The following is a 25565-nucleotide window of genomic DNA, read 5'->3' on the forward strand; positions in this document are numbered from 1 at the left end:
TCAAACCCGCGCATCTATACTGTGTTCATTTTGTAAAAGCGACCCCGCCCGCAGCATGTATCAAGGATTTTCACGTGACAATTCGCTCCACCGGGCGTTATCAACCCGCATATTTTACACGAAACGGAATGCAGAGAGGAAATGTTGATGTCAGAGAGAGCCCAATCTGCGGCTAAAGCCTATATATTGCTGACAACGACAGCTCTTATATGGGGTGGTAATTCGGTGGCCGGCAAGCTGGCCGTCGGACATATCAGCCCGCTTCTGCTGACCAATTTCCGTTGGATTATCGCCTTCATCATCATCCTCACGGTCTCAACGGCTCAGATCAAGCGGGACTGGCCGGTACTTCGGCGAAAATGGTATATTCCCGTGCTTCTGGGTATTGTCGGCTATTCGGTGTTTAACGGCTTTCTCTATTCCGGCCTTCACTACACGTCGGCGATCAACGCGGTGATTCTTCAGGCCGGTGTTCCTGCCATCATCTTCATCATCAATTTTGTATTCTTCCGTGTGCGGGTGTTCTCCGCCCAGATTGCAGGGTTCATGATCACCCTCTGCGGGGTCTTGTTGACTGCGGCGCGCGGAGACCCGGCTACGCTTTTTGGCCTGTCGCTCAACAAGGGCGACCTGCTTATTCTGGGGGCCGTTCTCGTCTATGCGTTTTATACCGTCGGTCTTCGCTGGAAGCCGGACGTTCACTGGAAAAGCATGATCACATTCGCCTTTGCTGGTGCAGTGCTTGCCTCGCTGCCGATGGGGATCGTCGAGTATCAAAGCGGGAATATGCTATTTCCCGACTTTACCGGCTGGATGATCGTTGCCTATGCGGGGCTCTTCCCGTCGCTTGTTTCGCAGACGTTTTATGTTCGTGGTGTGGAGATGATCGGGCCTAACCGGGCCGGGCTCTTTATCAATCTGGTGCCTATTTTCGGCACGATCCTTTCCATCATCCTGGTTGGTGAAACGTTCCATCTTTATCACCTTATCGCGCTCACATTGGCGCTGGGTGGCATCTGGCTGGCTGAACGGACCGCGCGCCGATGAACTTTTTGCTGGCAGTTCTTCTGGTGTTCGGACCCTTTTCCTTCGCACTCGGAATAACCTTGCCGCTGGTGCGCTTTGAGAAACTCTATTTCTTTTCCGAAACGCCTTCGCTGATCGATATCGTGCGCGCACTCTGGGCTGGCGGAAATGCTGCCCTGGCGACGCTCGTGGTGCTGGTGTCGATCCTGTTTCCGCTGGCGAAACTGCTCACCGTGGCCATTGAGGCGGGCGGCGGTGCGCTGGCGGGCCATCTGCAGCGTGTGCTGCCGGTTCTCGCCAAATGGTCGATGATGGATGTGTTGCTGGTGGCGCTCGCCATCGTTGCGGCGAAGACATCGGGCTTTGCCAGCGCGCTGACCCAGCCGGGCCTGTGGTTCTATGCGGGCTCCGCCGTCAGCGTCAGCATTCTGCACGCGCTGATCCGCCGCCAGACCTGAGGTCTGCGGCGGATAAAGTTGCCTCAATAGAAGCGCGGCCTAGTGGCGATATTGCTGAATGCGCGTGGTGCGCAGGCCGGCAAGACCATGATCGTTGATGGAGGCCTGCCAGGAGAGGAACTCTTCCACGGTCAGCGCATAACGCTCGCAGGCCTCTTCCAGGCTCAGCAACCCACCCCGCACAGCGGCGACGACTTCCGCCTTGCGGCGGATTACCCATCGGCGTGTATTGGCTGGCGGCAGGTCGGCTATTGTCAGCGGACTGCCATCGGGGCCGATGACATATTTAACTCTTGGACGCATTACTTCGGTCATTGGACTCTCTACACACACTAAAGACCATTGGTGAGAGAATAGACCCGCGAGTTTTAAAATTTGCCTAAACAGCTTGAAACCATTTGTTCATTTTTTGAACTCTGCACTTTGCAAGCCCGCGATATGCCTTGTTTTTCGGGGCTTGGGCTTGCGGGCGCGGCTGCGAGATTTTATATGGAAACCACATTTTTTTGACGAATTGTCGTAATATCGGCCTTTGCCGAACAACGAAAACAGCCGGAAATGACCGTGAACAGCTTAGGGTTTGACAAGCGACCGGAAGATACGCGCGTGGTGGTGGCCATGTCGGGAGGTGTGGATTCCTCCGTCGTGGCCGGCATATTGAAGCGCGAGGGCTATGATGTGCTCGGCATCACGCTGCAGCTTTATGATCATGGTGCTGCCGTGCACCGGGCAGGCTCCTGCTGTGCCGGTCAGGACATTGACGATGCGCGCCGGGCCTGCGACATGCTGGGCATTCCCCATTATGTGCTTGATTATGAAGCCCGCTTTCGCGAAACGGTGATCAATCCCTTTGCCGAAAGCTATGTGGCGGGCGAAACGCCGATCCCCTGTGTTGCCTGCAACCAGACGGTCAAATTTGCCGATCTTCTCAAAACGGCCAAGGAGCTCGGCGCGGATGCGTTGGCGACCGGCCATTATATCCGCTCCGAACCCAATCCGATGGGCAATCATCCTGAACGGCGGGCGCTTTATCGCCCGGCCGATGCGGCGCGCGACCAGAGCTATTTCCTCTTTGCCACCACGCAGGAGCAGATCGACTATCTGCGTTTTCCGCTGGGTGCACTCACCAAGGCCGAAACGCGTGAACTGGCCGCCGAAATGGGCCTGTCTGTGGCCGACAAGCCGGACAGCCAGGATATCTGTTTCGTGCCGCAGGGCAAATATTCCGATGTGATCAGCAAACTGAGGCCCGATGCGGCGCTCGGCGGCGATATCGTGCATCTGGATGGCCGGATACTCGGTCAGCACGACGGCATCCTGCATTACACGATCGGCCAGCGCAAAGGCCTGGGCGTGGCAACCGGCGAACCGCTTTATGTGATCTATCTCGACGCCCGCTCCAAGCGGGTGATCGTGGGGCCGAAGGAGGCGCTCGAAACGCACCGGATTTATCTGCGCGATGTCAACTGGCTGGGCGATGAAGCGCTGGAAGCGGCTGCTGCCCATGGGTTTGAATGTTACGCCAAGGTGCGCTCCACCCGGCCACCACGCCCGGCAACCCTTTATGCCGATGCTGACGGTGTGCGCGTTGAACTCGCGGAAGGCGAAGACGGCATTGCATCGGGTCAGGCCTGCGTTCTCTACTCGGCCCCCGGCGAAATGGCCCGCGTTTATGGCGGCGGTTTCATTGATCGTTCCGAACGCTCGGTTGACGCCGAAGCGGCGCTGAAGCGCGTGCTGAGCCAGCCCGCTGCCGCCTGAAAAGCCCGCTTGGGTGGGGCTTTGTCGGGGCGGGCAAAAGACAATTGGGTTTGAAGAGTTTTTTGCCCTTTTCACGCTTGACACAAAAGCCCGCCCCGCCCTATAAGCCGCACACCTGAAGGCCATGCGCTTCGACCCCGAGGCGCTTTTGTCGGGCTTGCGCCCGAAGCCTGACCCGGCGGAGTAGCTCAGTAGGTTAGAGCAGAGGAATCATAATCCTTGTGTCGGGGGTTCAAATCCCTCCTCCGCTACCATCAATCCACACACCCGTTTTACGCCATTGGGATAGGCACGGTCACCGAGGACGGTGTTCAGTCGTCCCGACACTTCGATTTGCACCGCGCCTGGTGTGGAAGGGTCTCGGTAGACTGTAACGGTTTCGACAAGCTCCCGGATCGCTTCGGCGCATTCACGGTCACCCGATCGTACCCCTTCACTAAGCGCTGTCTGAAGGGACTCAAGCTGTTGTTCATAGCGCTTCAGAATAGCAGGATGTAGCGTCACTACGTCGACTGGTGGCGGCACTTCAGCCAGTTTTGCGAGGATTTCCTCGCGCTGATGGTGGAGTTCAGTTGACCGGGGTCCCAGTACATGCGGGTCGCCAACGCCTTTCGCGAGATGATCCACAAGCCGGTCGATTTCATTCTTGAGTTGATCAGCTTTGCGTTCCAGCCGAACACGATTGGAATTCGCCTCGGCGGACAAACGCTTGCGCTCTTCATGATAGGTTTTCACATATTCGGCAAGGACCTTGGGGCTTTGCAGCTCGGCTCGTAGTCCATCTAGAACTGTGGCTTCCACTGTTTCGAGGTAAAAGGTTTTCGGGTCGGGACATGAACCGCTTTCGGTCGCGGCAGAGCAGCGAATTCGAATGCGTCCGGATTTGTCTTTGCCGTTGGTCGACATCCCCGAACCGCAAGCTCCGCAGCGCAGGAGCCCAGACAGCATATGCCGGGGTCTGCGATGATGATGTGGCAGATCCAGACTACGTTCACGTTTGCGTGCCTGAACTTGCTGAAAAAGTTCTTGGTCAATAATTGCCAGTTCGGGGACATCGACCGATTGCCACTCTGCCTTCGGGTTGGGACGAGATACCCGGCGGCCGGTGTCAGGGTCTTTCACCATTCGAACCTTGTTCCAGACAAGTCGACCGCCGTAGAGTTCATTTTGCAAGATACCGGTGCCGCGCTGCAAATTGCCGTTGATCGTTGAGGCGTTCCAATTCGATCCACGTGGTGCTGGAATGCTATCCCGATTCAGATCGCGTGCGATGTCGCGGGGTGTTCGGCCGGCCACATACTCTTTGAAAATACGGCGGACCGCTTCCGCCTCTTCTTCCACGATTTGTCGCTTACCCGGTTCGCCTGGAACCGCGGCATAACCGTAGGTAATGCCTCCCGCGGCGAGACCCTGACCGACACGTCCGGCCTGTCCGCGACGAACCTTATGCGCGTTGTCTTCGCGATACAGTTGGCCGACCAAACCTCTGAGGCCAACAAGAACAGTGTTTGCAACGCCATCATGTACCGCGCGAATTTCGATATTCATGAACGAAAGGCGTTTGTGAATACCAGCCAAATCCTCCATGTCACGCGATAGCCTGTCGAGGGCTTCTATAACAACGACGTCAAATGCCTCATCGCGGGCCGCATCCATGAGGCGCAGCAAACCATCTCTACCGAAGACCGAAGCGCCGGAGCGCGCTTTGTCTTCGTATGTCGCAACGACGGTGAGGTCGTGCTGTTCTGCATGTTTTCGGCAAAGTGTAATCTGGTCCTCAACAGATCGTTCATTTTGTAGATCGGTCGAGAATCTTGCGTAGATTGCGGCGCGTTTCGACATAATATGCGCTCCCGGCTTGTTGGCGCGCATGGTCTTTTCTGGCAGCCTGACGTGCAAGCGCCCGCGCGATTTTCAGAATTGCATCATCGACAACGACAGGCAAGTTCTTATATCTGGGCGGTTGGGTTTCACAGCAACTGTTTGACTCAGAAGAGAGAACTGGACGCACCTGACTTGGGACACCAGCACGACGTTCGTTCGTGCTTGCTCTATTCACTTCGATATCTTGATATTGGCCATCGGGATTGTCCATACCCACGAATCTGCGCCAACACCCTCAGACAATAAAGGCGACCGTTTGCCAAATCGCGTAGAAAGAAATTGCGGCGTGCAAATCGGTCGGGCTTATCTGACATTCGCACACTTGGATGTGGTTTCGCGTTCGGGTGAGGTTCCATTACGGTCGGTGCAATTTGGCTTTCGCTGTCGAGAATTGAGCGGTTCAGATCAACGATCCAGCAATTGATTTCAAAAATAGGCCATTGAGCTCATTATTAAGTGTTCATTTGCAGCAGCGGGTTTGGTTTTTTTTGAACTGCGCCGGCGATAGGCCTGAAAGTTCGCGAAAGGCTCGCGAAAATGCACTTGTCTCGCTGAAGCCCAAAACAAAGGCGGCCTCCGTCACAGAATATCGATTATCGGACAAAAGAAGCCTTGCGCTATCTAGCAGCACCGAGTTTTTCAGTTCGCGAAATTTCGCTCCATGCGCAGCGAGCTGTCTGTGCAGTGTGCGTGCACTTATGCCGAGTTGACGCGCGACATAAGGTGCAGTGACTTTTTCGAAGTCACCAGAGCTGCCTGCATGCTTCAACAACTCTACGACCATACTCACGATGTCGTTCCTCGAGCCCATGTGCCGAAGATCGTCGAATACGCGTTCTGCAAAAATCCCGTAGAGATAAGCGTCTTTGAACCTACCCGGACGGTCCAAAGAATTCCGTTTTACATAGATAGCGTTGCGGGTCGAATTGGGTCGAAAATCCGTTCCGAGCCAAGCAGGAACTGCGTCTCGTTCCCAATTGGGTTGGTGTTCAAGATCGATACGGCATACGTCAGAAATGCTGCCGCCGCCTCGGATTGCAGCACCAAGCATTGTCACCGAGAATTCAGCGTCTGGGCTCTTCTCTTCCGGCGTTCCCGACCGGACCGAGTATGTTATGCGCGCCAAGTCGCCGTGTGTCTCGACTCCAATTTCAGTGTTTTCTTGTAGGAGTTCAAAGGCCGCGCAGAAATCCTTCAACGCAGTACCCATGTCCGGAGCGAGTTCGAACAGGTAGCCAATCGCTCCGAAGGACCTTGGATCGAAAGCTTCAGCGAATTCGATGCTGAAGGTCGGTCGCTTAGTTTCTGCCGCAGCTGCGCGCAACAGCGACGAGAAGGCAGACAGTGTGATTTCGGAGGTTTGCATCACGGGTTGAATTCTGTGCTGCAATCCTGACGATTCGATGACTCGTGCAGGATCACCGCCATGTCGCCTCACGATTTCGTCAAAGCCAATTGTGACACCTGCGTGAACCATGCCCATATGGCCTACGGTTGGAGGCTGAGGTGGCCTGCTGCGAGCTGGTTCCAATTTGATACCCTCACCAGTGGTTACGGTCCTTGTATGTGGACATCGCAAAAATATCACAAAACTGAAGCATTAACGCAATCTTTTGGCAAAAACTGTCAAAAACCGCGTCCGACTTTGTCAAGCATGTTTTCTTTGGATTGGGCAGATTTTGTTTATCTCTAAAGGGGGACATATTTAAATGTCGGATAAATCAACTCAGGTGGGCCTCAAGCCCGAAGCGCTCGGCATGGCGAGCATAGTTTTCTTTGTTGTTGCTGCGGCTGCCCCGCTCACTGCCGTGGTGGGGGCAGCACCGCTGGCTTTCGGAATTGGTAACGGTGCTGGCGCTCCAGCTGCCTACATCATGGCTGGCCTTGTCTATTTGATCTTTGCCGCTGGTTTTACAGCCATGAGCCGTCACGTCGGTAGCGCTGGAGCATTTTATGTCTTTGTGTCTAAAGGACTGGGAAAATCGTGGGGAGGTGCAGCCGGTGCAATCACCTTGCTCACCTATGTCGAAATTCAGATCGCTGTTTATGCATTCATCGGCATCGTCATGTCGGGTATCGGGGAATCTGCTGGCTTGAGCCTACCGTGGTGGGCATGGGCGGGTGTCTGTATGATCGTGGTTGACTTCTTCGCCACACGGCACATTGAGTTCTCTGGGAAGGTGCTTGGTATCTGCATGCTTGGCGAGGTTGCGGTCCTGCTTATCCTGGATATTGCAATCCTCCTGCAAGGTGGCGGCCCTGAGGGCATTTCGTTTGCGTCCTTTACGCCGGGTGCAGTGTTCTCAACCGGTCTGGGCATTAGTCTGTTGTTCGCCGTGGCATCGTTTATCGGCTTCGAGGCGACCGTCATTTTCGCCGAGGAGGCCAAGAATCCTCGTCGCACGATCCCGGCAGCAACCTATGTGGCGGTTATCGCAATAACGATCTTCTACGCCTTCTCGGCCTGGTGCATGGTCGTTGCATATGGGCCGTCCAGCATCAAGGAGGTCGCCAACGGCGATCTCTCAGATTTATTTATGAACACTGCCGGCGCTCGGGTCGGCAACTGGCTCAAGGTTGCGATGACGGCCTTGCTCATCACCAGCCTGTTCGCTGCGGCTCTGTCATTTCAGAACACGATCAGCCGTTATCTCTTTGCGCTGGGCCGCGACGGTTTACTGCCGAAGGCGCTTGGTAATGCCCATCCGGTGCATCGGTCGCCCAAGTTTGCAAGCCATTCCTATACCGTTGTGGCGGTCGTCTTCGTGGGTATTTCGGCAGTCCTCAGCCTGGATCCCTACACGATCCTCTACTCTTGGCTGGCGGCGGCAGCGGCGCTTAGCATTCTCATCGTCCAAATATTGGTCTGCTTTGCTATTTTGCGCTTCTTCAATGCCGATCAGCGCGGCGCGACCTTGTGGCAAAGCCGTCTTTCTCCCATCCTCGCTATTGCAGGGCTTGGTGGCTTTACGTTGATCGCTCTCTCCAACCTCTCACTTCTGACAGGAGATGAATCATGGAGGGTTTGGCTGGTCCCGCTCGCTATCGTAATCCTCGGGGTAATCGGCTGGTGGCGGTCTTCGCAGGTCGAGACGGACGCTACCAATTCCTTGGCATCGCAAGTCGGTGAGTAAGGAGCGGACCATGCATTACGATCTTGAGCAGGTGGTACTGCCTGATGGGAACGTCATGGAATATGTGCGTCGGCCAAATGGAGACCAGCCGATCATCCTGATCCACGGGTATGCTGACAGCTGGTATTCGTTCAAAGGGGTTCTGGACTACCTGCCACAGAAGTTCGCAGCTTATGCGCCAACTCTCTTGGGTCACGGCAGATCCTCGAAGCCAAAGCAGGCCTACTCAATACCGGGATATGCTGCCAATGTCGTGAAATTTATGAATCTGATGGGCATCGAACGAGCGGCAATCGTGGGGCATTCCATGGGAAGCTTTGTCGCGCAGAGTATTGCGCTTAGCGATCCGGACAGGGTTTCCAGCCTTGTCCTGATCGGAAGTGCGATTACTGCCGACAATCCTGTGCTTCGAAGTGTCCACGAAGAAGCGCTTGAATTCGCGGACCCGGTTCCTTCCGACTTTGTTTGGGAGTTTCAGGGAGGCACCTGTGTTGGTCCAGTCGACGCCTCCATGTCGATGGAGGATATCGTCAAGGAAAGCAGTCAGCTTCCCACGCATGTTTGGGAAGCCGCGGTCAAGGGGTTGATAGATTATCGACCCGCCGACTTTGACGGCATGGCGCTACATTCGCTTGTAACACCGACACTTGTGCTTGGAGGGACGAAGGATGAAATCTTCGTTGAGGACGCGCAAAGGCAACTTGCGGACATATTGCCCAATGCAGAAATCCTGCTCAACCCGGATGTCGGCCATTCTCCGAATTGGGAGAAATCGGAACGGACTGCCTTGCAGATAGCGGAATTTGTCGGAAGACATCGCTGAACCGCTTCTCGAGCGAGGCGTTCTTAAGTGCCTTTCGATCCATACATACGGCTCACAACGGATCTTTGGACAGGTTTTGCGGCACTTGTTCGGTTCCAATGTGGGCCAGGTTGCGCGGGAAGCGGTGCGGTTCAGCGGCGGAAGTTTGGCATTTGGCCTCGCGGCAGGTGATACCGCTGAGGTGCTGAACCTCCAGTAGAGTTTATAACGATAATCGAGTGACGTACATGACCAATATAGCTTTCGATGTTCAAGACGAGCAGGCCCCGGCGGACGAGTTGATTAATCAGGCTCTTGTGCTGTGGGCGCTACCCTCGGGCTCCCGGGCGCATCTGATCAACATATCGGAAAATGCGACCTACCTGGTTCGCTCTCCGAACGGCAAACGCAATGTTCTGCGCGTGCATCGTGAAAACTATCACACACATCGCGCAATCGAATGCGAATTGGCATGGGCAAAAGCCCTGCGGGAGGAAGGTTCCGTCCAGACGCCGAATTATCTTGTGGGGAGGAATGGTGACCCTATCCAGATATTGGAAATGGGCGCCGGTTTCGCTCCACGTTACATGGTGATGTTCGAATTCGTCGAAGGCAAGGAGCCTAACCCGGACGAAGATCTGATCGGGCTTTTCGAGCACTTGGGTGAAATGGCGGCCCATACCCATAATCATTCCCTGGAATGGGAAAGGCCTAACGACTTCGAGCGAATGCAGTGGACGACCGAAACCGTATTTGGACCAGATGCGACTTGGGGTGATTGGCGCAATGGGCCGAATGTTGGCACCCAAGACGGCGAGGTGCTTGAAGAGCTTGAGCTGGTCATCAAGCACAGGCTCGATGCTTTCGGTCGCAGCAAGGGCCGTTTTGGACTGATCCACGCGGATATGCGCCTAGCTAACCTCCTGATCGACGGCGATACCACTTATGTCATTGATTTCGATGACTGTGGGTTGGGCTGGTATCTTTATGATTTTGCCGCCGGCATATCGTTTATGGAAGAACATCCCCAAGTTCCGGCTTTGAAAGAAGCCTGGGTCAAGGGATACCGCAAAGTGCGGAATCTTCCGAACGCCGACTACGACGAGTTGGATACTTTTGTGATGTTGCGCCGTGTGGCTCTGCTCGCCTGGATGGGCACCCACCCGGAAGTGGAGGTCGTCAAAGAGCTTTCGGGCGATTTCTGCAAAAACACGGTACGTCTCGCCAAGGAATATCTGGAAAGCATGCGGGGATGAACAAGGTTTTCGGGACTGTGAGGGCGCGCGGAAAGTCATACGGCGTGTTCGTTGATCTGAGCCATCTGCTTTATCCGCTTTGGATGTCTTACGGCAGCACTAGGGCCGTGCCGGCCTTTTTCAGCACTGCATCAAGTTCGCTTTCGGGGCTTGTGTCCGTTATCACCGAGACATTGGCCTGCCAGCGTGCGTAACAGAACAGAGCCTCCTTGTTGAACTTGCTGCTATCGGCCAGAACATATGTATGGAGCGCCCTCTCCATCATGGTCTGGTAAAGCCGGCCTGCTGGAATAGCCGCATCACTGGGGCCCTCCTCAGAAAGGCCGGATGCACCGAGAAATGCCTTTGTCGCACGATAGCGGCTGAGCGCCTCGATCGTGTCCGCTCCCTGGACAAGACCCTCGTGGCCATTGACCTCGCCGGGCAGCATATGAACCGAGATATTGTCGCATGTCCCCAATGCAAGCGCGACGTGGAACGAAGGCGTGACCACCGTGAGCGGACCTTTGAACAGCGCCAAAGCCTTGGCGAAGTAGCGCGTTGTGATGCCGCCGCCAATCATCAGCACGTCGCTGGGCTCGACGACGTCTACCGCCATCCGTGCAATTAGCTCGCGCTCGGCAACCTGGATGTGTTCGCGCTCGCTGACCGCCGGTTCGTGAGAAATGATGCGTAGCGCGCCGCCATAGGTCCTGTTGATCAGGCCGCGGTCGGTGAGTGCCGACAGATCCCGCCTGATTGTTTCCGATGAAACGTCATAACGCCGTGCCAGCTCGTTCACGCGAAGCGCCGGCTCACGGCTGAGGTCTTCTATGATTGTTGTTTGCCGTTCAATTTTGTCCATTGGTTCCCCCGGGACACGCCGTTTCTGGAGATTTACTGCATAACCGCAACAGATCGCAAGCCGCACCGTTGTGTTGCAAGTCACACATCTGCGTGTGGCAAATCACAACTACAAAAGTGACCGAAATTCAACATTTTCTTCAAAATTCGCGAAAATTATCCAGTTTTGGGTGAAATCGTGCTTCTGAATTTTCCTACTTGTGCCCGACTTAAAAACATGTATGTTGGAAGTCAGTCAAAGGAAAGTATTCATGTTCGATTACAGCGCATTCTCATTCGAGGACAAGGAGCAGCTCTACGCCAAGGCGAGAGCGTTCTGGAATCCCGGCAAGGTGGATTTCTGGCGCGGCGAGGGCATCGACCTCGTTATCGACAAGCGGCAGGGCTATTATCTCTACGATATCGAAGGCCGCCGGCTTATCGATCTGCACATCAATGGCGGAACGTTCAATTTCGGCCATCGTCATCCCGAACTCGTCGAAACGCTGAAACTGGCGCTTGATCACTTCGATATCGGCAATCACTGGTTTCCCTCGGCGGCCCGCACGGCCTTCGCCGAGGAATTCCTGAAGACTGCACCCGGCATGGACTTCTGCGTTTTCGGCGCCGGCGGTGCCGAAGCCGTCGAGCTGGCAATCAAGAGCGCGCGCTATGCAACCAAGCGCCGCCGGATCGTTTCCATCATCAAGGGCTATCACGGCCATTCCGGGCTTTCCGTTGCCACAGGCGATGCCCGGTTCAGTAAGATCTTCCTCGCAGACCGCCCCGAGGAATTCACGCAGGTGCCGTTCCGCGATCTCGGCGCACTCGAAGCGGAACTGAAAAAGGGCGATGTGGCTGCCTTCATCCTCGAAACCATTCCGGCGACCTATGGGTTTCCGATGCCTTCGGTCGAATATCTGCGCGGCTGTGTAGACCTCTGCCGCAAATATGATGTGATGTATATCGCCGATGAAGTGCAGACGGGGCTGATGCGCACCGGCCACATGTGGGGCTGGCAGGCCTACGGCATTCAGCCGGATATCTTCGTTTCGGCAAAGGGCATAAGCGGGGGCATCTATCCGATAAGCGTTGCCTGCATGACCGAACGCTGCGCTGCATGGCAGCGCGAAGACGGCGCAGCGCACATCACCACTGCCGGCGGCTCCGAGCTTGGCTGCGTTGTCGGTCTCAAGGTTCTTGAAATGCTGCAACGGCCCGAAGTCGTTGTCAATGTACATGCCGTGGCACAGTTCTTCGCTGAAGGGTTGGCCGAAATACAGTCCCGGAACAGCGACATTTTTGGCGGTATTCGCCAGAAGGGTGTCATTCTCGGACTTGAGTTCGAGCATCCCGAAGGCGCCGTCTACGCCTCACGCGCGCTCTATGAAAACGGCATCTGGGCGATTTTCTCGTCACTCGACAAGCGCGTCCTGCAATTCAAACCAGGCGTCCTGCTTGATGCGCCTTTGTGTCAGGAAATTTTAGATCGCTTCAATGCAGCCATGCCTCTGCTGCGCCAGAGGCTGGCAAAGGCGTCGCGGAACTAAGGCGGGAGATTTGATTATGCCAGAACAGAATTCTGCACCAAGAATGCTGACGCCCGATGTTGCCGCTGCGCGCGCCGGGCAAATGCTGAATACCGCGCGCTGGGCGGTGGACCGATTTTCCAAAACCGACGCACAAATCGTCAAAGCTATCGTCAAAGCGATGGCAGATGCGGCTTTCGCGAAGGCGGGAGAATATGCCGAGCGTGCGGTCCGTGAAACGGGATATGGACGCGTCGAGCACAAGATCATCAAGAACCAGGGTTGCTCGCGCGGTATCTATGACAAATACGCTGATCTCGATTTCGTAACCCCGCGGATCGATCATGCGAAGAAGACGGTCGAGCTTGCGCGGCCAGCAGGTGTCGTGTTCGCGCTGACGCCTGTTACCAACCCCGTGGCGACGGTCTACTTCAAGACCATTCTCGCTATACTCACCCGCAATGCGATCATCGTATCGCCGCATCCGGGTGCAAAGAAGGTTTGCGCCGACGCCGTGCGCACCCTGTCGGTTGCCGCCCAGGCAGCTGGTGCGCCTCCCGGCCTGATCCAGATCGTCGAAGAGCCAACCATTCCGCTGATCGACCACTTCATGAAGAGCGATGAGGTGGACCTGATCGTTGCAACCGGCGGTCCCGCGGTCGTCAAGGCGGCCTACCGTTCCGGCAATCCGGCCATTGGCGTTGGTTCCGGCAATGCGCCGGTGCTGGTGGACGACACCTGCGATCTGCGCAAGACGGCGCAATATATTGTCGGCTCCAAGGGCTTCGACAATTCGGTTCTATGTACCAACGAAAGTACCATTCTTGCCTTTGAATCGGTAGCCGACCGGCTGTTGCAGCAACTCAAGCAGGCCAAGGCCCATATCTGCAAGCCGGATGAGGTTAAGGCTCTGCGCAAGCTGCTCTTCACAGAGAAGGGCTTCAACGTCGAAATGATCGGCAAGGACGCCAGTGTGATTGCCGAGGCGGCGGGCTTCCGCGCGCAAAATGCTGAGATCCTGGTGGCGCCTGTCGATCTGATCCAGCCTGAGGAACCGCTGGTTCGTGAAAAGCTCTGCCCGGTCCTCGCTTTTGGCCGCGTTGCCGACTTCCATCAGGGCCTGGCGGCTGCGCGATCGGTGATGCGCAAATCCGGCAAGGGGCATTCCGCCGTCATTCACTCCACGGATGAACGCCGTATATTGGCTTACGCCAATGCCGTTCCGGCACTGCGTATCGTCGTCAATGTGGGTTGCTCACTTGGTGCTTCCGGTTTTGAAACCAACCTTGGCCCCAGCATGACGATCGGAACCGGGTTTGCGGGCGGGTCTTCGGTTGGCGAAAACCTCAAGCCTGACAATTTCATCAACTTGGCGCGTATCGCCTATAACAGCTCGGCGTCGGAACCTTTCGGGGTTTTCGAGGGCCTCGAGCGCGATACGCTGCCACCTCCCACACCATCCATCCATACCTTCCCCGTCAGCACAGTTTCCGCGCCAGAGGATGGCCAGGACGTGCGGGCCGAACTGCGCAAGCTCATCCAGGAAGAGCTTAAAGCAATTCTAGTTGCTTGAGGTCATAATGCCCGATTTACGTTCTTTTATCTTCATCGATCAGCTTCAGCCACAAACGCTCGCTTACGTGGCGACGTGGATGCGCGGCAGCCTGCCGCGCGCCAGAATGGCGGCGCAGATTGTCGAAATCGCACCGGGTCTCGACATCGAAGCGCTGACCGATATTGCTCTCAAGAGCGCGGATGTGAAAGCCGGCCTTCTCGTCGTCGAGCGGCAGTTCGGCACATTGGAATTTCACTCCAGATCCACCTCAGAGGTGCAGGCTGCGGCAGACGCTGTGTTGCAGGCCCTCGATGCGAGGATCGAAGACGTTGCGCCGCCAAAGATCCTGGCCTCCAAGATCGTGACCCGTGTCGATGATCAGCATGCCTTTCTGATGAACCGTAATCGCATGGGCTCGATGATCCTTGGCGGCGACAGCCTTTACCTGCTGGAATGCCAATCGGCTTCCTATGCCATGCTCGCCTGCAACGAGGCGGAGAAGGAGGCCAATATCAAAGTCATCGACTATCGGATGATCGGCCCCAATGGCCGTCTCTATCTGGCCGGTGATGAAGCCGAAGTGAGAAATGCGCGCAATGCCGCTGAATCGGCGCTGCGTGCGGCGGGGGCGAATTGATGGACGATATCCGTTCCATGATCCGTCAGATCCTCTCTGAGGAAATCCAGGCGCTCAAGAGCAGCCTGGGTGGCAGTCAGAAGACTGTTCATGAGCGGGTCGATTTCTACGGCGACGGTGATCTCAATGCATTTGTGAAACGCATTCTGGATCTCGGTCGGGACCCCCAGAAATACAACGATATCATGAGCGGCAGGCATACGTTTTCACTTGGCGCCTGCGGTCATCCACCGGCGCAGCACTATGCCCCTTCAGTCCAGTATCACGCCCCGCCGGTTCCGAAATTTGAGCCCGTGGCTTCGCCGGTCCCGGTTCAGCAGAAGGCACCGCAGCCGTCCGCGCGTCAGGAGTTTGGCAAGAACCTGATGACCGAGAGGGACGTCGACAACCTTCCGGAAGGAACGCGGGTCGTAATGCTTGGCCATACCGCGCGTCTGACGCCCCTGGCGCGTGATGAACTGCGGCGCCTGAACATACGCATCGAAAGGAAAGCGGCATGATCCAAGGCAAAGTTACAGGTCAGGTCTGGTCATCCAGGCATATCAAATCTCTTCCCAAAGGCGCCCTTCTCGAAGTGGAGGTCGCAGGCAACAAGATCATCGCTTTTGATCCGCTCGGTTGCGCTGTGGGAGAAGACGTCTTGATTACACAAGGCTCGGTTGCTGCCGGCCATTTCACTGAGATCAAGGCACCCATCGATGCGCTGATCATCGGCTCCATCGATGGCAAGTAACCGGGCGACGCCCAAACCCTAATGAAGGAGAACTGAAATGGCTAATCAAGCTATTGGTATGATTGAAACTAAAGGCTACGTCGCCGCGATGACCGCTGCCGACGCTATGGTCAAGGCTGCGAACGTTGAAATCGTTGGCAAAAATGAAGTTGGCGGCGGCCTCGTGTCCGTCATCGTCAAGGGCGATGTCGGCGCGGTCAAGAGCGCGTCCGAAGCCGGCGCGGAAGCTGCCAGCAATGTCGGCGAAGTTGTCTCGGTCCATGTGATCCCGCGTCCACATGAAGACCTCGGCAAGTATTTCGAAGCTGCCAAGCTGAAGTAAGTATCCAACAGGCAAGAAGGCCGAAATAATGACTCAACTCCGTGTGTATTTGCCGGTCCGTGATCTGCAGCCACAATTTGCGGCCTACCTCGCCACGCCCACACGCGCCCGGGGCTATCCCCCATTTCGTGGTCAGCACAGTCTGATTATCGAAGTGGCCCCGGCGCTCTCCATTCATCGTATCGTCGATTTGGCGCTCAAGGAACGTCCCGATCTGGAACCGGGGATTTTGTTCACCGAGCGCAATTTCGGCCTGCTTGAGCTGCATGCCGACAATATGGACGATCTGGATAAGGCAGGGCAGGCGATCCTCAAGGGGATCGGCGCCAAGCCTGAAGATCAGTTGACGCCGGAAACACTGTTTCATGATATCATCGAAGACCTGTCCGACCAGCATGCGATCATTCTCAACCGCTCGCGCGATGCCTCCATTCTGGTTCCCGGCGTATCTCTACTCATCTATGAAATGCAGCCGGCGCTTTTTGCCTGCGTCGCCGCTAATGAAGCCGAACGGGCGGCACCCAATGCCGCAATCAACGACGTGCAGATGATGGGGGCAACGGGTCGCATTTTCATGTCTGGCACGACCTCGGATATGGAGGAGGCCAGAGACGCGATTACGGCATGTCTGCAGGCTGTGAAGGGCAGGGCAAAGTAAAATTATATCGCGATTGCAATGCGGTTGAATTATCTAGGGCGAAGCTCGCAGGATCGGCAATAGGTCAAGGGTCGCGACAGCTTGACCAAAATTGTATTAAGCGCTTCCAGAAAAAACGCACCTATTGCACCAATACCGGATGTTCTTAAATCGGTGGAAAATCGATTGTGCCCCAACTTTCAGAAATCCGCTATTTCGTAGCCGCCGCTGAGAATGGAAGCCTGAGACAGGCGGCTGAGGCGCTTGGCATCGGGCAGTCTTGCATCAGCCGGTCCCTCATGCGGCTGGAGGACAGGCTTGGTGTTTCGCTTTTTGAGCGAAGCAATACAGGTGTCCGGCTTACCAATGCGGGAAGGCGTTTTCTGGAAGACGTGCGGCCTGCACTGCAGCAACTGGATCAGGCTCGACGATCAGCCTGCGCCGCTGGCCGTACCGAATCTGGTGCCATTCGTGTGGGTCTATTGACCTCACTTGCTGGAGGGTTTCTTCGTCGTCTTATTATGTCTTATCAACGCGAATATCCAAAGGTGCGGGTTGATCTTCGCGACGGTGGACGTGATGAGCATGTCGCTTCCTTACGCGCTCGGGACCTCGATATTGTATTTCTGCCATGTTCGACCCCGGTCCGAAACTGCGAATGCGCGGAGTTATGGTGTGAGCAGATACATATTGCTCTTTGCAAGGGACACAGGTTGGCGGGTAAGGCTAAACTTGATTGGCCGGATCTTTGCGAAGAAGAGTTCATCACCAGTTGTCATGCGATTGGGCCGGAATTGCATGACTACATCGCCCATAGACTTGCGGAACATGCGCCATTGCCAAAGGTCGAAATTCGTTGCGCCTGTTTCGAAACCTTGATGAATCTGGTCAGTCTGGGGCAGGGGATTACGGCAACGTCTTCCGCTTGGACAGACGTGAAGTTTCCGGATCTTATTCTCCGCCCTTTGTCCGATCCCAGGGATGTTCTGCGTTTCAGTGCGATCTGGCTTGCCGAGAACGACAATCCGGCGCTGCGCTGCCTGGTCAGCACCGCGCACGTTCTGGCGGGAAGGGTGCGGCGCGGCAATTCGGATTGGCTGCCACGCCAAGTCAGTTCTGATTAGGCGACCGGTTCGATTTCCGCAGGCGTGCGAACACGCGATCGGTCGCCATGAATCGTTGCAGCATCGGCGCGATCAGCCGGGCCGGCTCCGGTGCGGCGTCACCGGTTTCGCGGGCCATTACCTCGGCGTAGGCGACGAGATCGCGATGGATATCGGCAGGCAGCTCGACGGTAAGTTTGACGGGCTTGTCGTCGGGAATAGTGGAGAGCTTCAGTTTCGTGGTCATGGTTCAGCCTCGATAGGGTTCGAGGACGAGATCGCGGGTGACGATGACGCGCATCGGGAATCCGGGTCGGATCGTCAGTGTGGGCGAAACTTGCAATTGGCGCTGGATGATCTGCTGTCCCGCGTCGTTGATCGTATCCTGCGCGCCCTCGCGGATCGCCTGGACCAGGCGGTCGTCATCATCCATCGTCAATTCAGCGCCGACCGCTAGCAGCGTCGACAAGCCTGCGGCCTTTGCCAGATCCCACCAGTGATGATCGACACCGTCTTCCAGGCCGGCATAGCCTTCAGTGTCGGCGCCTGGCTGACGTTCGAGGACGATGGAGCGACCGTTTGGGAAGATCAGACGGTTCCAGACGAGCAGCACACGACGCTGGCCGAAGCCGACATCGTTGGAATATTCGCCGATGATCCGTGTGCCCTGAGGAATGAGCAGAATTTGGCCTGACGGGCTGTCGTAGATGTGCTGTGTGACCTGGGCGGTTATGAGACCGGGCAGGTCGGACCGAATACCGGTGATGAGCGCGGCGGGAATCACCGATCCGGCCTGGAGGACATAGGGAGAGGCAGGCGGCGCGACGCGATCAGGCGCGACGGTTTGCCGGTCGGCTGCCGCATTGAGGAACGCGTGTTGGCGATCCTGGGAGGTGGTGGCAGCCGCCTGTCCGGCGAGATCGAGACCGAACGAGCCCGGAGCCGCGGCATTAGCGGGCGTGTTCTGAGCGACCGCGCCAGTCTGGAAGAAGACGCGGCTGGTCCGCGCTGCTTCCGCTTCGGCGAGACGGCGTTGTTCCTCGGGGTCGGTGGCGGGCGTTGCAATGACCGGCGGCGCAACCGGTTTTCCCTTTTGCTGCGCGTCGAGGATAGGCCGGCCGAGATCGCCGGGCAGGGGCGGGCCGAGTATCGGGCCGGTATAGTCGCGTGGGAGGTTTTCGAGGCCATCGGCCGTGCGTCGGTTGTCCGTCGTATAAAGCTCTTCTCCACCGGAATCCCGGTCCGCCGGCCGGAGCGCATAGATCAAAGCACCTCCTATTGCGAGCGAGACGACCAGACCGGCTGTAGCCAGCGCTTTCCGCGACAAGCGGGTGACCTGTGGCGGTTTGGCGCGCAGTCGCATCGCGGTTGCCGCATCGGTCGAAGAATCCCGTTTCTTCACGTCCTGTGATCCACTTTTATTAGGATTCACGGCTTTGGCCTCCCATCGGTTCTGACGATCCTCACGACCTGCTGCTTTCTGCCGCTGCCGAGACGTAGTTCGGCGGCCGCGAAGACACGGTCGACAATCAGGATGTTTTGATAAATACGGCTGTTGACGATTTGTGCTTCGCCGTCGGAGCCGATCACGAAGAGAGGCGGCATTTCGCCCTGAACGATGCCGCGCGGGAACTGGATGTAGACATGGCGTCCGTCGTCGAAGACGGAGACCGGCCGCCAGGGCGGGGTGTCGCCGGTCAGGCCGTAGCGGTAATGGCGCGCGTTTATGGCTGGTATCGTTGGCCGGACGGGTGTGGCCCGCCGCTGTGCGGTCGTCCGTGCCGGATAGGCCCAGGCGACGGCGGGCATGTAAGGCTCTTCGCCGGCGCGCAGTTCGAGCATATAGACACGCCGATCCGTGCTGATGACGAGGTTGGTCGTGATGTCGGGGCGTGTCGGCTTGACGAGGATATGGACGCGGCGCGCAGTGCCGTTGCCGCTTTCGGTACTGCCGATGATCCAGCGCGCGGTATCGCCGGCGGCGATCGGTCCGCCGCCGGTCAGGCTCTCGCCGGGTTCGAGCGCGATGTTGGTGATCTGGCCCGGCGCGGCATAGACCTGATAGAGCGCGCCCTCGCTCCAGGGATAGATCTGGATGGCGTTGAAATACCCCTCGCGCCTTGGTTCGATCCGGGCGGCGGCATTGGCGTTTTCGACCCGACCGGTCGACGTGTCAGCTTTTTTGCCACCATGAGCGGGTATCCATGCCGGGGGAACGTGAAGCGGTTTTGGATTTTCTTCGGTTACCGCCGCCGGCACCGGGGGCAATGGCGGTACGTCGCTGTCGTAGCTGATTTCCGGGGGCTTGAAGGTGGCGCAGCCGGACAGTGCGGATACGGAAAGCAGGAGAACCACAAAAGAGGCTTTATAAAAAACCGCCCCTCCGGCTTTATGAGAAAACGGCACTATCATTGTCCGAGCTCCTTGGACCAGTTGATGGCGTTGACGTAGATGCCGAGCGGGTTCTTGCGCAGGCGTTCGGCGTTGCGCGGCGGCTGGATGACGATCGTCAGGATCGCGGTCCAGCGCTCTGTCACGGACAACTGACCGTTCTCATAGTGGCGCTCCGTCCAGGCGACGCGGAAGCTATTCGGCGACGCGCGAATAACGCTCGAGACCTCGACGGCCACTTGTTGCTTGCCGACCTTGGTGAAGGGATCGTTGGCACGAGCATAGTCGTTGAGCGCCGATGCTCCATGGTCGGTGGTGAAGTCGTAGGCGCGGAGCCAGTTCTGGCGTACGATGATCGGATCGGCAGGAATGGCCCGGACGTTCTCGATGAATCGGGCGAGGTGGAAGGCGAGCTGCGGGTCGGTCGGTTCATAGTCGGTCGCGGCCGGCGCAACCGCCTGCGCCTCGCCGCGCGCGTCGACCTGAACCACCCAGGGCACCACCGTGCCGCGGGTCGATTGCCAGACGAGTGCCGATGCAAAGCCGGTCGTCAGGATCAGGCAGCCGAAGGCCATGAGCCGCCAGTTCTTGGCCTGCACACGGGCAGAACCGATGCGCTCGTCCCAGACCTGCGCGGCCTTCTGATAGGGGGTCTCGGGTTCCGGCGTCCTGCCGTAATGGGCTGCTGGTCGTTTGAACATTAGCGGTCACCTTCTGAGAGATCGATTGTGGAGCCGCCGCCATGGGCGTCTCCGGAACGGATGGAATGAGCGGCGGCGGAGGCACCGTGGCTGACGCGCTGGGCGCGTTTCATGCGGTGCGCCCAGGTGGGCATGTCGGCTTGGGTGCCGGCAGTCGCAACGGGAGAGCTGTTATTGACGGAGCCTCCAGCGGCTTCGATGGCGGCGCGTCCACCATCGGCATAGCTCTGCTTCATGCCGGTAGCGGCACGGCGAAGCGGCGATGTTATGGCTCCGCCTGCTGCCTTCGCGACACCGCCGATACCGCCTGCGACACCGGGGACTCCTGATTGTCCAGCAGAGGCGAGCGAATAGGATGTTGCCGCACCACCTGCCAGAGCGGCGCTGCCTCGGGCCGCTCCAGAACCGGCTGTGAGTGCTGCGGATCCACCTCTTGAAGCAAGGGCACCACCGGCTACCATCATGCCTCCCGCGGCAAGACTGGTTCCGACGGCGGACCCGGCACCCAGCTGCGGGCCGCCGGAGACGATGCCGCCGGCGATGCCCGGCCCGAAGATGCCGAGGCCAAGAAGCGAGAGTGCCGCGAGGACGATGGCCATGGCCTCGTCGATGGTCGGCTGGTCGCCGCCGAAACCGCCTGTGAATTCGGAGAACAGGGTCGAGCCGATGCCGATGATGACGGCGAGCACCAGCACCTTGATGCCGGAGGAAATGACATGACCGAGCACGCGCTCGGCCATGAAGGCCGATTTGCCGAAGAGACCAAAAGGAATGAGCACGAAGCCTGCGAGCGTCGTCAGCTTGAACTCGATCAGCGTAACAAAAAGCTGAATGGCGAGGATGAAGAAGGCGAGGAGGACCAGCACCCAGGCGAACAGCAGGCACGCGATCTGGATGAAATTCTCGAAAAAGGCCCAGTAGCCCATCAGGTCGGAGATGGATTCCAGCAATGGCCGGCCGGCTTCGAGCCCGGTCTCGGCCACCTTGCCCGGCCGCAGAAGATCGGACGCGGAAAACCCGGTGCCGCTTGCCAGAAGACCGAGGCCAGCGAAGCTCTCGAAGATGATGCGGGCGAGGTTGTTCCAGTTGGAGATGATATAGGCGAAGGCGCCGACGAAGAGCGTCTTCTTGACCAAACGCGCGATGATGTCGTCGTCCGCGCCCCAGGACCAGAACAGCGCCGCCAGCGTCACGTCGATGACGATCAGGGTCGTCGCGATGAACGCCACCTCGCCACCGAGCAGGCCGAAGCCGGAATCGATGTAGGCGGTGAAGACTTGCAGGAAATGGTCGATGACGCCGGTATCGCCCATGGCCCTCTTACCTTTCCGTTTCGGTGCCGAGGAAGCGCTGCCGGTTCTCCGACCAGGCCGCGAGACAATCCCGGTCGCGGGTTGCCGCCTCGCCGAGCTGCTGGCAGCGCCGGAGTTCCGTGCGCGCCGGATCGTCATTCGACAGGCCGGCTGGCGCCGGTGCGGAAATGGCGTTTGATTGTGGCTTCGGTTCGCGGGTCACTTCGAGCACGGTCGCCGTGATGGCGACCGCGACGAAGACGATGGCGCCGATGCGTGCGAGGGTCTTGCCGTCCATCTCATGCGCCTCAATTGCCGCCATTGAACATCCGGGCGTTGCCCGGCTGGTAGCCCGATCCCGGTGCGAGGAAACGGCGGCGTTGCTCGCGCCCCTGTTCGGCCGCGGCGGCCCGTTCGGCATCGGCAAGCGCCTGTGCCCGTCCGTTGGCGGCGACGACGGCGGTGAGATCGGCGAGCTGCTGGCCCTGCAGGGCGAGAAGCTGATTGCCGGCCTGGGCTGCCTGCAAGGCCCCGGTCGCGCCCTGGCTGCGGCCGATCAGCTCGCTCATCTGGGTGCGATTGGTGTCGATATTGCCGATGACACCGGCCTGCACGCGCATCGCGTCCTGAAGGCCGGCAACGGTGTTTTCCCAGCGCTCGCGGGCGCCGGTTATCAGATCCTGGTCGGAGGCCGAGAGTGGGGCCTCGCCGTAAGTGGTCTGAAACGCCTGATCGATCTGCTGGACGTCGAAGGCGATGCGCCGGGCTTCGTTCAGAAGTTGCTGCGTGCGCTGAACGGATTGCTGAAGCGACTGCAGCGCTGAGTAGGGTAGGCTCGTCAGGTTACGCGCCTGGTTGATCAGCATCTGCGCCTCGTTTTGCAGCGAGGTGATCTGGTTGTTGATCTGCTCGAGCGTTCGCGCGGCGGTCAGGACGTTTTGTACATAGTTGCTCGGGTCGAAGACGATGCCACCGAAGCCGAAGAGCGCATAGGCGGGCGGTGCTGTCAGCGGCGACAGGGCAACGGGCAAGGAAAGGGCGGATGCGGCGATCAGGGCCACGCTGGTGCGACGGAGGGTCATGATGGGGTCTCCATATTGGTGAGGTTGGGAATGAGGTCTGCTGCCCAGCCGATATCGCGTGTACGCAGCCAGGCTTCCGTGAGTTGCTCACGGCCGTGTTCGGCGAGAAGTTTTGCCAGGGCGGCGTGATCAGCTTTCGATGAGGCACCGCAGAAGGCGAGCGCGACTTCACCGAGCGCGAGTTCGAACAGGCGGTTGCCGGCGCGGGACTGGCAGTAATAATCGCGCTTCGGCGTCGCGCGGGCGAGGATCTCGATCTGCCGGTCGTTGAGGCCGAAGCGCCTGTAGATCGCGGTGATCTGCGGTTCAATGGCGCGCTCGTTCGGCAGCAAAACCCTTGTCTGGCAGCTCTCGATGATCGCGGGCGCGATCGGGGAATTGTCGATGTCGGAGAGCGACTGCGTGGCGAAGACCACGGAAGCGTTCTTCTTGCGGAGCGTCTTCAGCCATTCGCGAAGTTGGCCGGCGAAACCTTCGTCGTCGAGCGCTAGCCAGCCCTCGTCGATGATCAAAAGGGTCGGTCGCCCATCGAGTTGCGCCTCGATACGATGAAAGAGATAGGCGAGGACGGCGGGCGCCGCACCGGTTCCGATCAGGTCCTCGGTCTCGAAAGCCTGGACCGGCGCATGGCCGAGGTGTTCGCTCTCCGCGTCGAGCAGACGGCCATAGGGACCGCCAACGCAATAGGGCTGGAGGGCGCGCTTCAGGTCCTGCGACTGCAACAGGACCGAGAGTCCCGTCATGCTGCGCTCTTCGACAGGAGCGGAGGCGAACGAGGTGAGCGCGGCCCAGAGATGCTCGCGGGCCTGGGGATCGATCGTCACGCCCTCCCGGCGCAGGATGTTGGCGATCCAGTCGCCGGCCCACGCGCGTTCGGGAACATCGTGGATGCGCGCCAGCGGCTGCAGGGCAACACTGTCCTCGATGCCATCCGTCAATCCGCCACCGAGATCGTGCCAGTCGCCGCCCATGGCAAGCGTGGCGATCCTGATCGATCCCCCGAAATCGAAGGCGAAGATCTGGGCCTGCGCGTAGCGGCGGAACTGCAGCGCCATCAGTGCCAGCAATACGGATTTCCCGGCGCCGGTCGGGCCGACCACCATGGTGTGACCGACATCGCCGACATGAAGGGAAAACCGGAACGGGGTCGAGCCTTCGGTCTTGCCGAAGAGCAGAGGGGGCGCCGCAAGATGCTCGTCCCGTTCCGGCCCCGCCCACACCGCCGAGAGCGGGATCATGTGGGCAAGGTTCAAAGTGGAGATTGGCGGTTGCCGGACATTGGCGTAGGCATGGCCGGGAAGGCTGCCGAGCCATGCTTCCACCGCATTGACGGTTTCCGGCATTGCCGTGAAGTCGCGCCCCTGGATCACCTTCTCGGCGAGCCGCAGTTTCTCGTCGGCAATGCGCGGATCCTTGTCCCACACCGTCAGCGTCGCGGTCACATAGGCCTGTCCGGCGACGTCCGCGCCGAGTTCCTGCAAGGCCTCGTCGGCGTCCGCGGCCTTGTTCGCGGCGTCGGTGTCGACCAGCACGGAGGCCTCGTTCGTCATCACCTCCTTGAGGATGGCGGCGATCGACTTGCGCTTGGCGAACCATTGGCGGCGGATACGCGTGAGAAGCCGGGTGGCATCGACCTTGTCGAGCAGGATGGCACGGGTCGACCAGCGACAGGGGAAGGCGAGCCGGTTGAGTTCGTCGAGAATGCCTGGTGTCGTCTCGCTCGGGAAACCGACGACGGTCAGAACGCGCAGATGGGCGTCTCCCAGCATTGGCTCGAGGCCGCCGGTGAGCGGCTGATCGGAGAGCAGTGCGTCGAGATAGATCGGGGTTTCGGGCACACGGACGCGGTGCCGATTGGTTGATACCGTCGCATGCAGATAGGTCAGGGTCTCGGCGTCATCAAGCCAGGTGCATTCGGGCATGAAGCCGTCGAGCAGCGCCAGAACGCGCGCTGTTTGGTCGATGAAATCCAGAAGCTGCTCGCGGGCATTGGCATCGCCACCCCGTTCTCGGCCCTCATAGAGGAACCGTTCCGAGCGTGATGCATCTTCCACCGGCGGGAGATAGAGAAAGGTCAGGTAGTAGCGCGACTCATAGTGTCCGCCTTCCTCTTCGAACATCGCCCTGCGCTCGGCATCGACGAGTGCCGATGCCGGGTCGGGAAAGGTGCTTTCCGGATAATCGCGGGCGGGCGTGCGCATGGCCTCGACGAAGATCGCCCAGCCGGAACCGAGGCGGCGGAAGGCGTTGTTCAGCCGTCGCGCGACCGCGACCAGTTCGGCCTGAACGGCGCTGTCAAGATCAGGTCCCCGGAACCGGGCGGTGCGCTGGAACGAGCCATCCTTGTTGAGGACGACGCCTTCGCCGACCAATGCCGCCCAGGGGAGGTAGTCGGCGAGCCGGGTGGAGGTGCGGCGATATTCGGTGAGATTCATCATGG

Annotated in this window: 27 protein-coding genes, 1 tRNA gene and 1 pseudogene; 16 read left to right on the top strand and 13 right to left on the bottom strand. The window is 58.4% G+C overall.

The window, feature by feature from the left end; all coding sequences use genetic code 11:
• The first annotated feature begins 147 nt into the window (after positions 1 to 147).
• Both NHF56_RS02865 and NHF56_RS02870 read left to right on the top strand, forming a co-directional pair.
• On the top strand, positions 148 to 1047 hold the full coding sequence (locus NHF56_RS02865; protein WP_252801403.1) for a DMT family transporter: 900 nt from the start codon (positions 148 to 150) through the stop codon (positions 1045 to 1047).
• Positions 1044 to 1484, top strand: a complete 441-nt coding sequence (locus NHF56_RS02870) for a paraquat-inducible protein A (protein ID WP_252801405.1) — start codon at positions 1044 to 1046, stop codon at positions 1482 to 1484. Before NHF56_RS02865 ends, NHF56_RS02870 begins: the two co-directional genes overlap by 4 nt.
• A gap of 39 nt (positions 1485 to 1523) precedes the next feature.
• Here NHF56_RS02870 and NHF56_RS02875 read toward each other — a convergent pair whose 3' ends face one another.
• Positions 1524 to 1799 carry a DUF1153 domain-containing protein gene (locus tag NHF56_RS02875; RefSeq protein ID WP_252801407.1) on the bottom strand — a complete coding sequence of 92 codons (276 nt, stop codon included), beginning with the start codon at positions 1797 to 1799 and terminating at the stop codon, positions 1524 to 1526.
• Positions 1800 to 2048: 249 nt separating this feature from the next.
• Between NHF56_RS02875 and mnmA the strand changes: the two genes are divergently transcribed.
• The 3 genes from mnmA (at position 2049) to NHF56_RS20910 (ending at position 4022) form a co-directional block, all read left to right on the top strand.
• Positions 2049 to 3245 (top strand): tRNA 2-thiouridine(34) synthase MnmA, encoded by a 1197-nt coding sequence (mnmA, locus tag NHF56_RS02880; RefSeq protein WP_252801410.1) that lies wholly within the window; start codon positions 2049 to 2051, stop codon positions 3243 to 3245.
• Positions 3246 to 3422: 177 nt separating this feature from the next.
• Positions 3423 to 3499 (top strand) — tRNA-Met (locus NHF56_RS02885).
• A gap of 337 nt (positions 3500 to 3836) precedes the next feature.
• Entirely contained in the window at positions 3837 to 4022 is a 186-nt protein-coding gene (locus NHF56_RS20910) for a hypothetical protein (protein WP_306431134.1), read from the top strand.
• 54 nt (positions 4023 to 4076) lie between these two features.
• Here the strand turns inward: NHF56_RS20910 and NHF56_RS20915 are convergent.
• The 3 genes and pseudogenes from NHF56_RS20915 to NHF56_RS02900 form a co-directional block, all read right to left on the bottom strand.
• Positions 4077 to 5117: pseudogene (locus NHF56_RS20915) on the bottom strand (recombinase family protein); the annotation flags it as partial.
• Positions 5035 to 5346, bottom strand: coding sequence for a hypothetical protein (locus tag NHF56_RS02895; RefSeq protein WP_252801413.1), 312 nt, complete (start codon positions 5344 to 5346; stop codon positions 5035 to 5037). The pseudogene NHF56_RS20915 and the gene NHF56_RS02895, both read right to left, overlap by 83 nt.
• A 243-nt stretch (positions 5347 to 5589) precedes the next feature.
• Complete coding sequence (locus tag NHF56_RS02900; protein ID WP_252801415.1) at positions 5590 to 6606, bottom strand: AraC family transcriptional regulator; 1017 nt, start codon at positions 6604 to 6606, stop codon at positions 5590 to 5592.
• A 232-nt stretch (positions 6607 to 6838) separates the two neighbouring features.
• Between NHF56_RS02900 and NHF56_RS02905 the strand changes: the two genes are divergently transcribed.
• From NHF56_RS02905 to NHF56_RS02915, 3 genes are all read left to right on the top strand, one after another.
• Positions 6839 to 8263 carry an APC family permease gene (locus NHF56_RS02905; protein ID WP_252801417.1) on the top strand — a complete coding sequence of 475 codons (1425 nt, stop codon included), beginning with the start codon at positions 6839 to 6841 and terminating at the stop codon, positions 8261 to 8263.
• Between the two features lie 10 nt (positions 8264 to 8273).
• Complete coding sequence (locus NHF56_RS02910) at positions 8274 to 9086, top strand: alpha/beta fold hydrolase (protein WP_252801419.1); 813 nt, start codon at positions 8274 to 8276, stop codon at positions 9084 to 9086.
• A 227-nt stretch (positions 9087 to 9313) separates the two neighbouring features.
• A complete protein-coding gene (locus NHF56_RS02915; protein WP_252801421.1) occupies positions 9314 to 10321 on the top strand; it encodes a phosphotransferase enzyme family protein in 1008 nt (335 codons plus the stop codon).
• Between the two features lie 88 nt (positions 10322 to 10409).
• Here NHF56_RS02915 and NHF56_RS02920 read toward each other — a convergent pair whose 3' ends face one another.
• On the bottom strand, positions 10410 to 11165 hold the full coding sequence (locus NHF56_RS02920; protein WP_252801423.1) for a DeoR/GlpR family DNA-binding transcription regulator: 756 nt from the start codon (positions 11163 to 11165) through the stop codon (positions 10410 to 10412).
• 250 nt (positions 11166 to 11415) lie between these two features.
• On the opposite strand from NHF56_RS02920, the gene NHF56_RS02925 reads away from it, so the two are divergent.
• From NHF56_RS02925 to NHF56_RS02960, 8 genes are all read left to right on the top strand, one after another.
• Complete coding sequence (locus NHF56_RS02925; RefSeq protein WP_252801425.1) at positions 11416 to 12693, top strand: aspartate aminotransferase family protein; 1278 nt, start codon at positions 11416 to 11418, stop codon at positions 12691 to 12693.
• Between the two features lie 16 nt (positions 12694 to 12709).
• Complete coding sequence (locus NHF56_RS02930) at positions 12710 to 14245, top strand: aldehyde dehydrogenase family protein (protein WP_252801427.1); 1536 nt, start codon at positions 12710 to 12712, stop codon at positions 14243 to 14245.
• 7 nt (positions 14246 to 14252) lie between these two features.
• Positions 14253 to 14864 (top strand): BMC domain-containing protein, encoded by a 612-nt coding sequence (locus NHF56_RS02935; RefSeq protein WP_252801429.1) that lies wholly within the window; start codon positions 14253 to 14255, stop codon positions 14862 to 14864.
• Positions 14864 to 15364: a hypothetical protein gene (locus NHF56_RS02940; RefSeq protein ID WP_252801431.1), complete on the top strand. Its 501-nt coding sequence runs from the start codon at positions 14864 to 14866 to the stop codon at positions 15362 to 15364. The genes NHF56_RS02935 and NHF56_RS02940 overlap by 1 nt, the downstream gene beginning before the upstream one ends.
• Positions 15361 to 15597: a EutN/CcmL family microcompartment protein gene (locus tag NHF56_RS02945; protein WP_252801433.1), complete on the top strand. Its 237-nt coding sequence runs from the start codon at positions 15361 to 15363 to the stop codon at positions 15595 to 15597. Before NHF56_RS02940 ends, NHF56_RS02945 begins: the two co-directional genes overlap by 4 nt.
• 37 nt (positions 15598 to 15634) lie before the next feature.
• A complete protein-coding gene (locus NHF56_RS02950; protein WP_252801435.1) occupies positions 15635 to 15919 on the top strand; it encodes a BMC domain-containing protein in 285 nt (94 codons plus the stop codon).
• A 28-nt stretch (positions 15920 to 15947) separates the two neighbouring features.
• Positions 15948 to 16577 carry a hypothetical protein gene (locus NHF56_RS02955; RefSeq protein WP_252801437.1) on the top strand — a complete coding sequence of 210 codons (630 nt, stop codon included), beginning with the start codon at positions 15948 to 15950 and terminating at the stop codon, positions 16575 to 16577.
• A gap of 167 nt (positions 16578 to 16744) precedes the next feature.
• Positions 16745 to 17680 carry a LysR substrate-binding domain-containing protein gene (locus NHF56_RS02960; protein ID WP_252801439.1) on the top strand — a complete coding sequence of 312 codons (936 nt, stop codon included), beginning with the start codon at positions 16745 to 16747 and terminating at the stop codon, positions 17678 to 17680.
• Here the strand turns inward: NHF56_RS02960 and NHF56_RS02965 are convergent.
• The 8 genes from NHF56_RS02965 to trbE all read right to left on the bottom strand — a co-directional run bounded on the left by NHF56_RS02965 (position 17667) and on the right by trbE (position 25563).
• Positions 17667 to 17906: a DUF2274 domain-containing protein gene (locus tag NHF56_RS02965; RefSeq protein WP_252801441.1), complete on the bottom strand. Its 240-nt coding sequence runs from the start codon at positions 17904 to 17906 to the stop codon at positions 17667 to 17669. The genes NHF56_RS02960 and NHF56_RS02965 overlap by 14 nt on opposite strands.
• 3 nt (positions 17907 to 17909) lie before the next feature.
• The gene (locus tag NHF56_RS02970) at positions 17910 to 19022 is read right to left on the bottom strand and encodes a TrbI/VirB10 family protein (protein ID WP_252804813.1); all 1113 of its coding nucleotides are present in this window, start codon (positions 19020 to 19022) and stop codon (positions 17910 to 17912) included.
• Between the two features lie 65 nt (positions 19023 to 19087).
• The gene (gene trbG, locus NHF56_RS02975; RefSeq protein WP_252801443.1) at positions 19088 to 20071 is read right to left on the bottom strand and encodes a P-type conjugative transfer protein TrbG; all 984 of its coding nucleotides are present in this window, start codon (positions 20069 to 20071) and stop codon (positions 19088 to 19090) included.
• Complete coding sequence (trbF, locus tag NHF56_RS02980; RefSeq protein ID WP_252801445.1) at positions 20068 to 20751, bottom strand: conjugal transfer protein TrbF; 684 nt, start codon at positions 20749 to 20751, stop codon at positions 20068 to 20070. The genes trbG and trbF overlap by 4 nt, the downstream gene beginning before the upstream one ends.
• Complete coding sequence (trbL, locus tag NHF56_RS02985) at positions 20751 to 22064, bottom strand: P-type conjugative transfer protein TrbL (protein WP_252801447.1); 1314 nt, start codon at positions 22062 to 22064, stop codon at positions 20751 to 20753. The genes trbF and trbL overlap by 1 nt, the downstream gene beginning before the upstream one ends.
• A gap of 7 nt (positions 22065 to 22071) precedes the next feature.
• Complete coding sequence (trbK-alt, locus tag NHF56_RS02990) at positions 22072 to 22341, bottom strand: putative entry exclusion protein TrbK-alt (RefSeq protein ID WP_252804815.1); 270 nt, start codon at positions 22339 to 22341, stop codon at positions 22072 to 22074.
• 10 nt (positions 22342 to 22351) lie between these two features.
• Positions 22352 to 23125, bottom strand: coding sequence for a P-type conjugative transfer protein TrbJ (trbJ, locus tag NHF56_RS02995; RefSeq protein WP_252801449.1), 774 nt, complete (start codon positions 23123 to 23125; stop codon positions 22352 to 22354).
• On the bottom strand, positions 23122 to 25563 hold the full coding sequence (gene trbE, locus NHF56_RS03000) for a conjugal transfer protein TrbE (RefSeq protein ID WP_252801451.1): 2442 nt from the start codon (positions 25561 to 25563) through the stop codon (positions 23122 to 23124). Before trbE ends, trbJ begins: the two co-directional genes overlap by 4 nt.
• Positions 25564 to 25565: the final 2 nt, after the last annotated feature.

This window comes from Rhizobium sp. L1K21 (assembly GCF_024055895.1).
Taxonomy (GTDB): Bacteria; Pseudomonadota; Alphaproteobacteria; order Rhizobiales; family Rhizobiaceae; genus Ensifer_A.

Bases quoted from the DNA above. Each gene is read 5' to 3' on its own strand.
- NHF56_RS02865 (WP_252801403.1), top strand. From the start codon at position 148: ATGTCAGAGAGAGCCCAATCTGCGGCTAAAGCCTATATATTGCTGACA.
- NHF56_RS02870 (WP_252801405.1), top strand. From the start codon at position 1,044: ATGAACTTTTTGCTGGCAGTTCTTCTGGTGTTCGGACCCTTTTCCTTC.
- NHF56_RS02875 (WP_252801407.1), bottom strand. From the start codon at position 1,799: ATGACCGAAGTAATGCGTCCAAGAGTTAAATATGTCATCGGCCCCGAT.
- NHF56_RS20910 (WP_306431134.1), top strand. From the start codon at position 3,837: ATGCGGGTCGCCAACGCCTTTCGCGAGATGATCCACAAGCCGGTCGAT.
- NHF56_RS02900 (WP_252801415.1), bottom strand. From the start codon at position 6,606: ATGGTTCACGCAGGTGTCACAATTGGCTTTGACGAAATCGTGAGGCGA.
- NHF56_RS02905 (WP_252801417.1), top strand. From the start codon at position 6,839: ATGTCGGATAAATCAACTCAGGTGGGCCTCAAGCCCGAAGCGCTCGGC.
- NHF56_RS02910 (WP_252801419.1), top strand. From the start codon at position 8,274: ATGCATTACGATCTTGAGCAGGTGGTACTGCCTGATGGGAACGTCATG.
- NHF56_RS02915 (WP_252801421.1), top strand. From the start codon at position 9,314: ATGACCAATATAGCTTTCGATGTTCAAGACGAGCAGGCCCCGGCGGAC.
- NHF56_RS02920 (WP_252801423.1), bottom strand. From the start codon at position 11,165: ATGGACAAAATTGAACGGCAAACAACAATCATAGAAGACCTCAGCCGT.
- NHF56_RS02925 (WP_252801425.1), top strand. From the start codon at position 11,416: ATGTTCGATTACAGCGCATTCTCATTCGAGGACAAGGAGCAGCTCTAC.
- NHF56_RS02930 (WP_252801427.1), top strand. From the start codon at position 12,710: ATGCCAGAACAGAATTCTGCACCAAGAATGCTGACGCCCGATGTTGCC.
- NHF56_RS02935 (WP_252801429.1), top strand. From the start codon at position 14,253: ATGCCCGATTTACGTTCTTTTATCTTCATCGATCAGCTTCAGCCACAA.
- NHF56_RS02940 (WP_252801431.1), top strand. From the start codon at position 14,864: ATGGACGATATCCGTTCCATGATCCGTCAGATCCTCTCTGAGGAAATC.
- NHF56_RS02945 (WP_252801433.1), top strand. From the start codon at position 15,361: ATGATCCAAGGCAAAGTTACAGGTCAGGTCTGGTCATCCAGGCATATC.
- NHF56_RS02950 (WP_252801435.1), top strand. From the start codon at position 15,635: ATGGCTAATCAAGCTATTGGTATGATTGAAACTAAAGGCTACGTCGCC.
- NHF56_RS02955 (WP_252801437.1), top strand. From the start codon at position 15,948: ATGACTCAACTCCGTGTGTATTTGCCGGTCCGTGATCTGCAGCCACAA.
- NHF56_RS02965 (WP_252801441.1), bottom strand. From the start codon at position 17,906: ATGACCACGAAACTGAAGCTCTCCACTATTCCCGACGACAAGCCCGTC.
- NHF56_RS02970 (WP_252804813.1), bottom strand. From the start codon at position 19,022: ATGCGACTGCGCGCCAAACCGCCACAGGTCACCCGCTTGTCGCGGAAA.
- trbG (WP_252801443.1), bottom strand. From the start codon at position 20,071: ATGATAGTGCCGTTTTCTCATAAAGCCGGAGGGGCGGTTTTTTATAAA.
- trbF (WP_252801445.1), bottom strand. From the start codon at position 20,751: ATGTTCAAACGACCAGCAGCCCATTACGGCAGGACGCCGGAACCCGAG.
- trbL (WP_252801447.1), bottom strand. From the start codon at position 22,064: ATGGGCGATACCGGCGTCATCGACCATTTCCTGCAAGTCTTCACCGCC.
- trbK-alt (WP_252804815.1), bottom strand. From the start codon at position 22,341: ATGGACGGCAAGACCCTCGCACGCATCGGCGCCATCGTCTTCGTCGCG.
- trbJ (WP_252801449.1), bottom strand. From the start codon at position 23,125: ATGACCCTCCGTCGCACCAGCGTGGCCCTGATCGCCGCATCCGCCCTT.
- trbE (WP_252801451.1), bottom strand. From the start codon at position 25,563: ATGATGAATCTCACCGAATATCGCCGCACCTCCACCCGGCTCGCCGAC.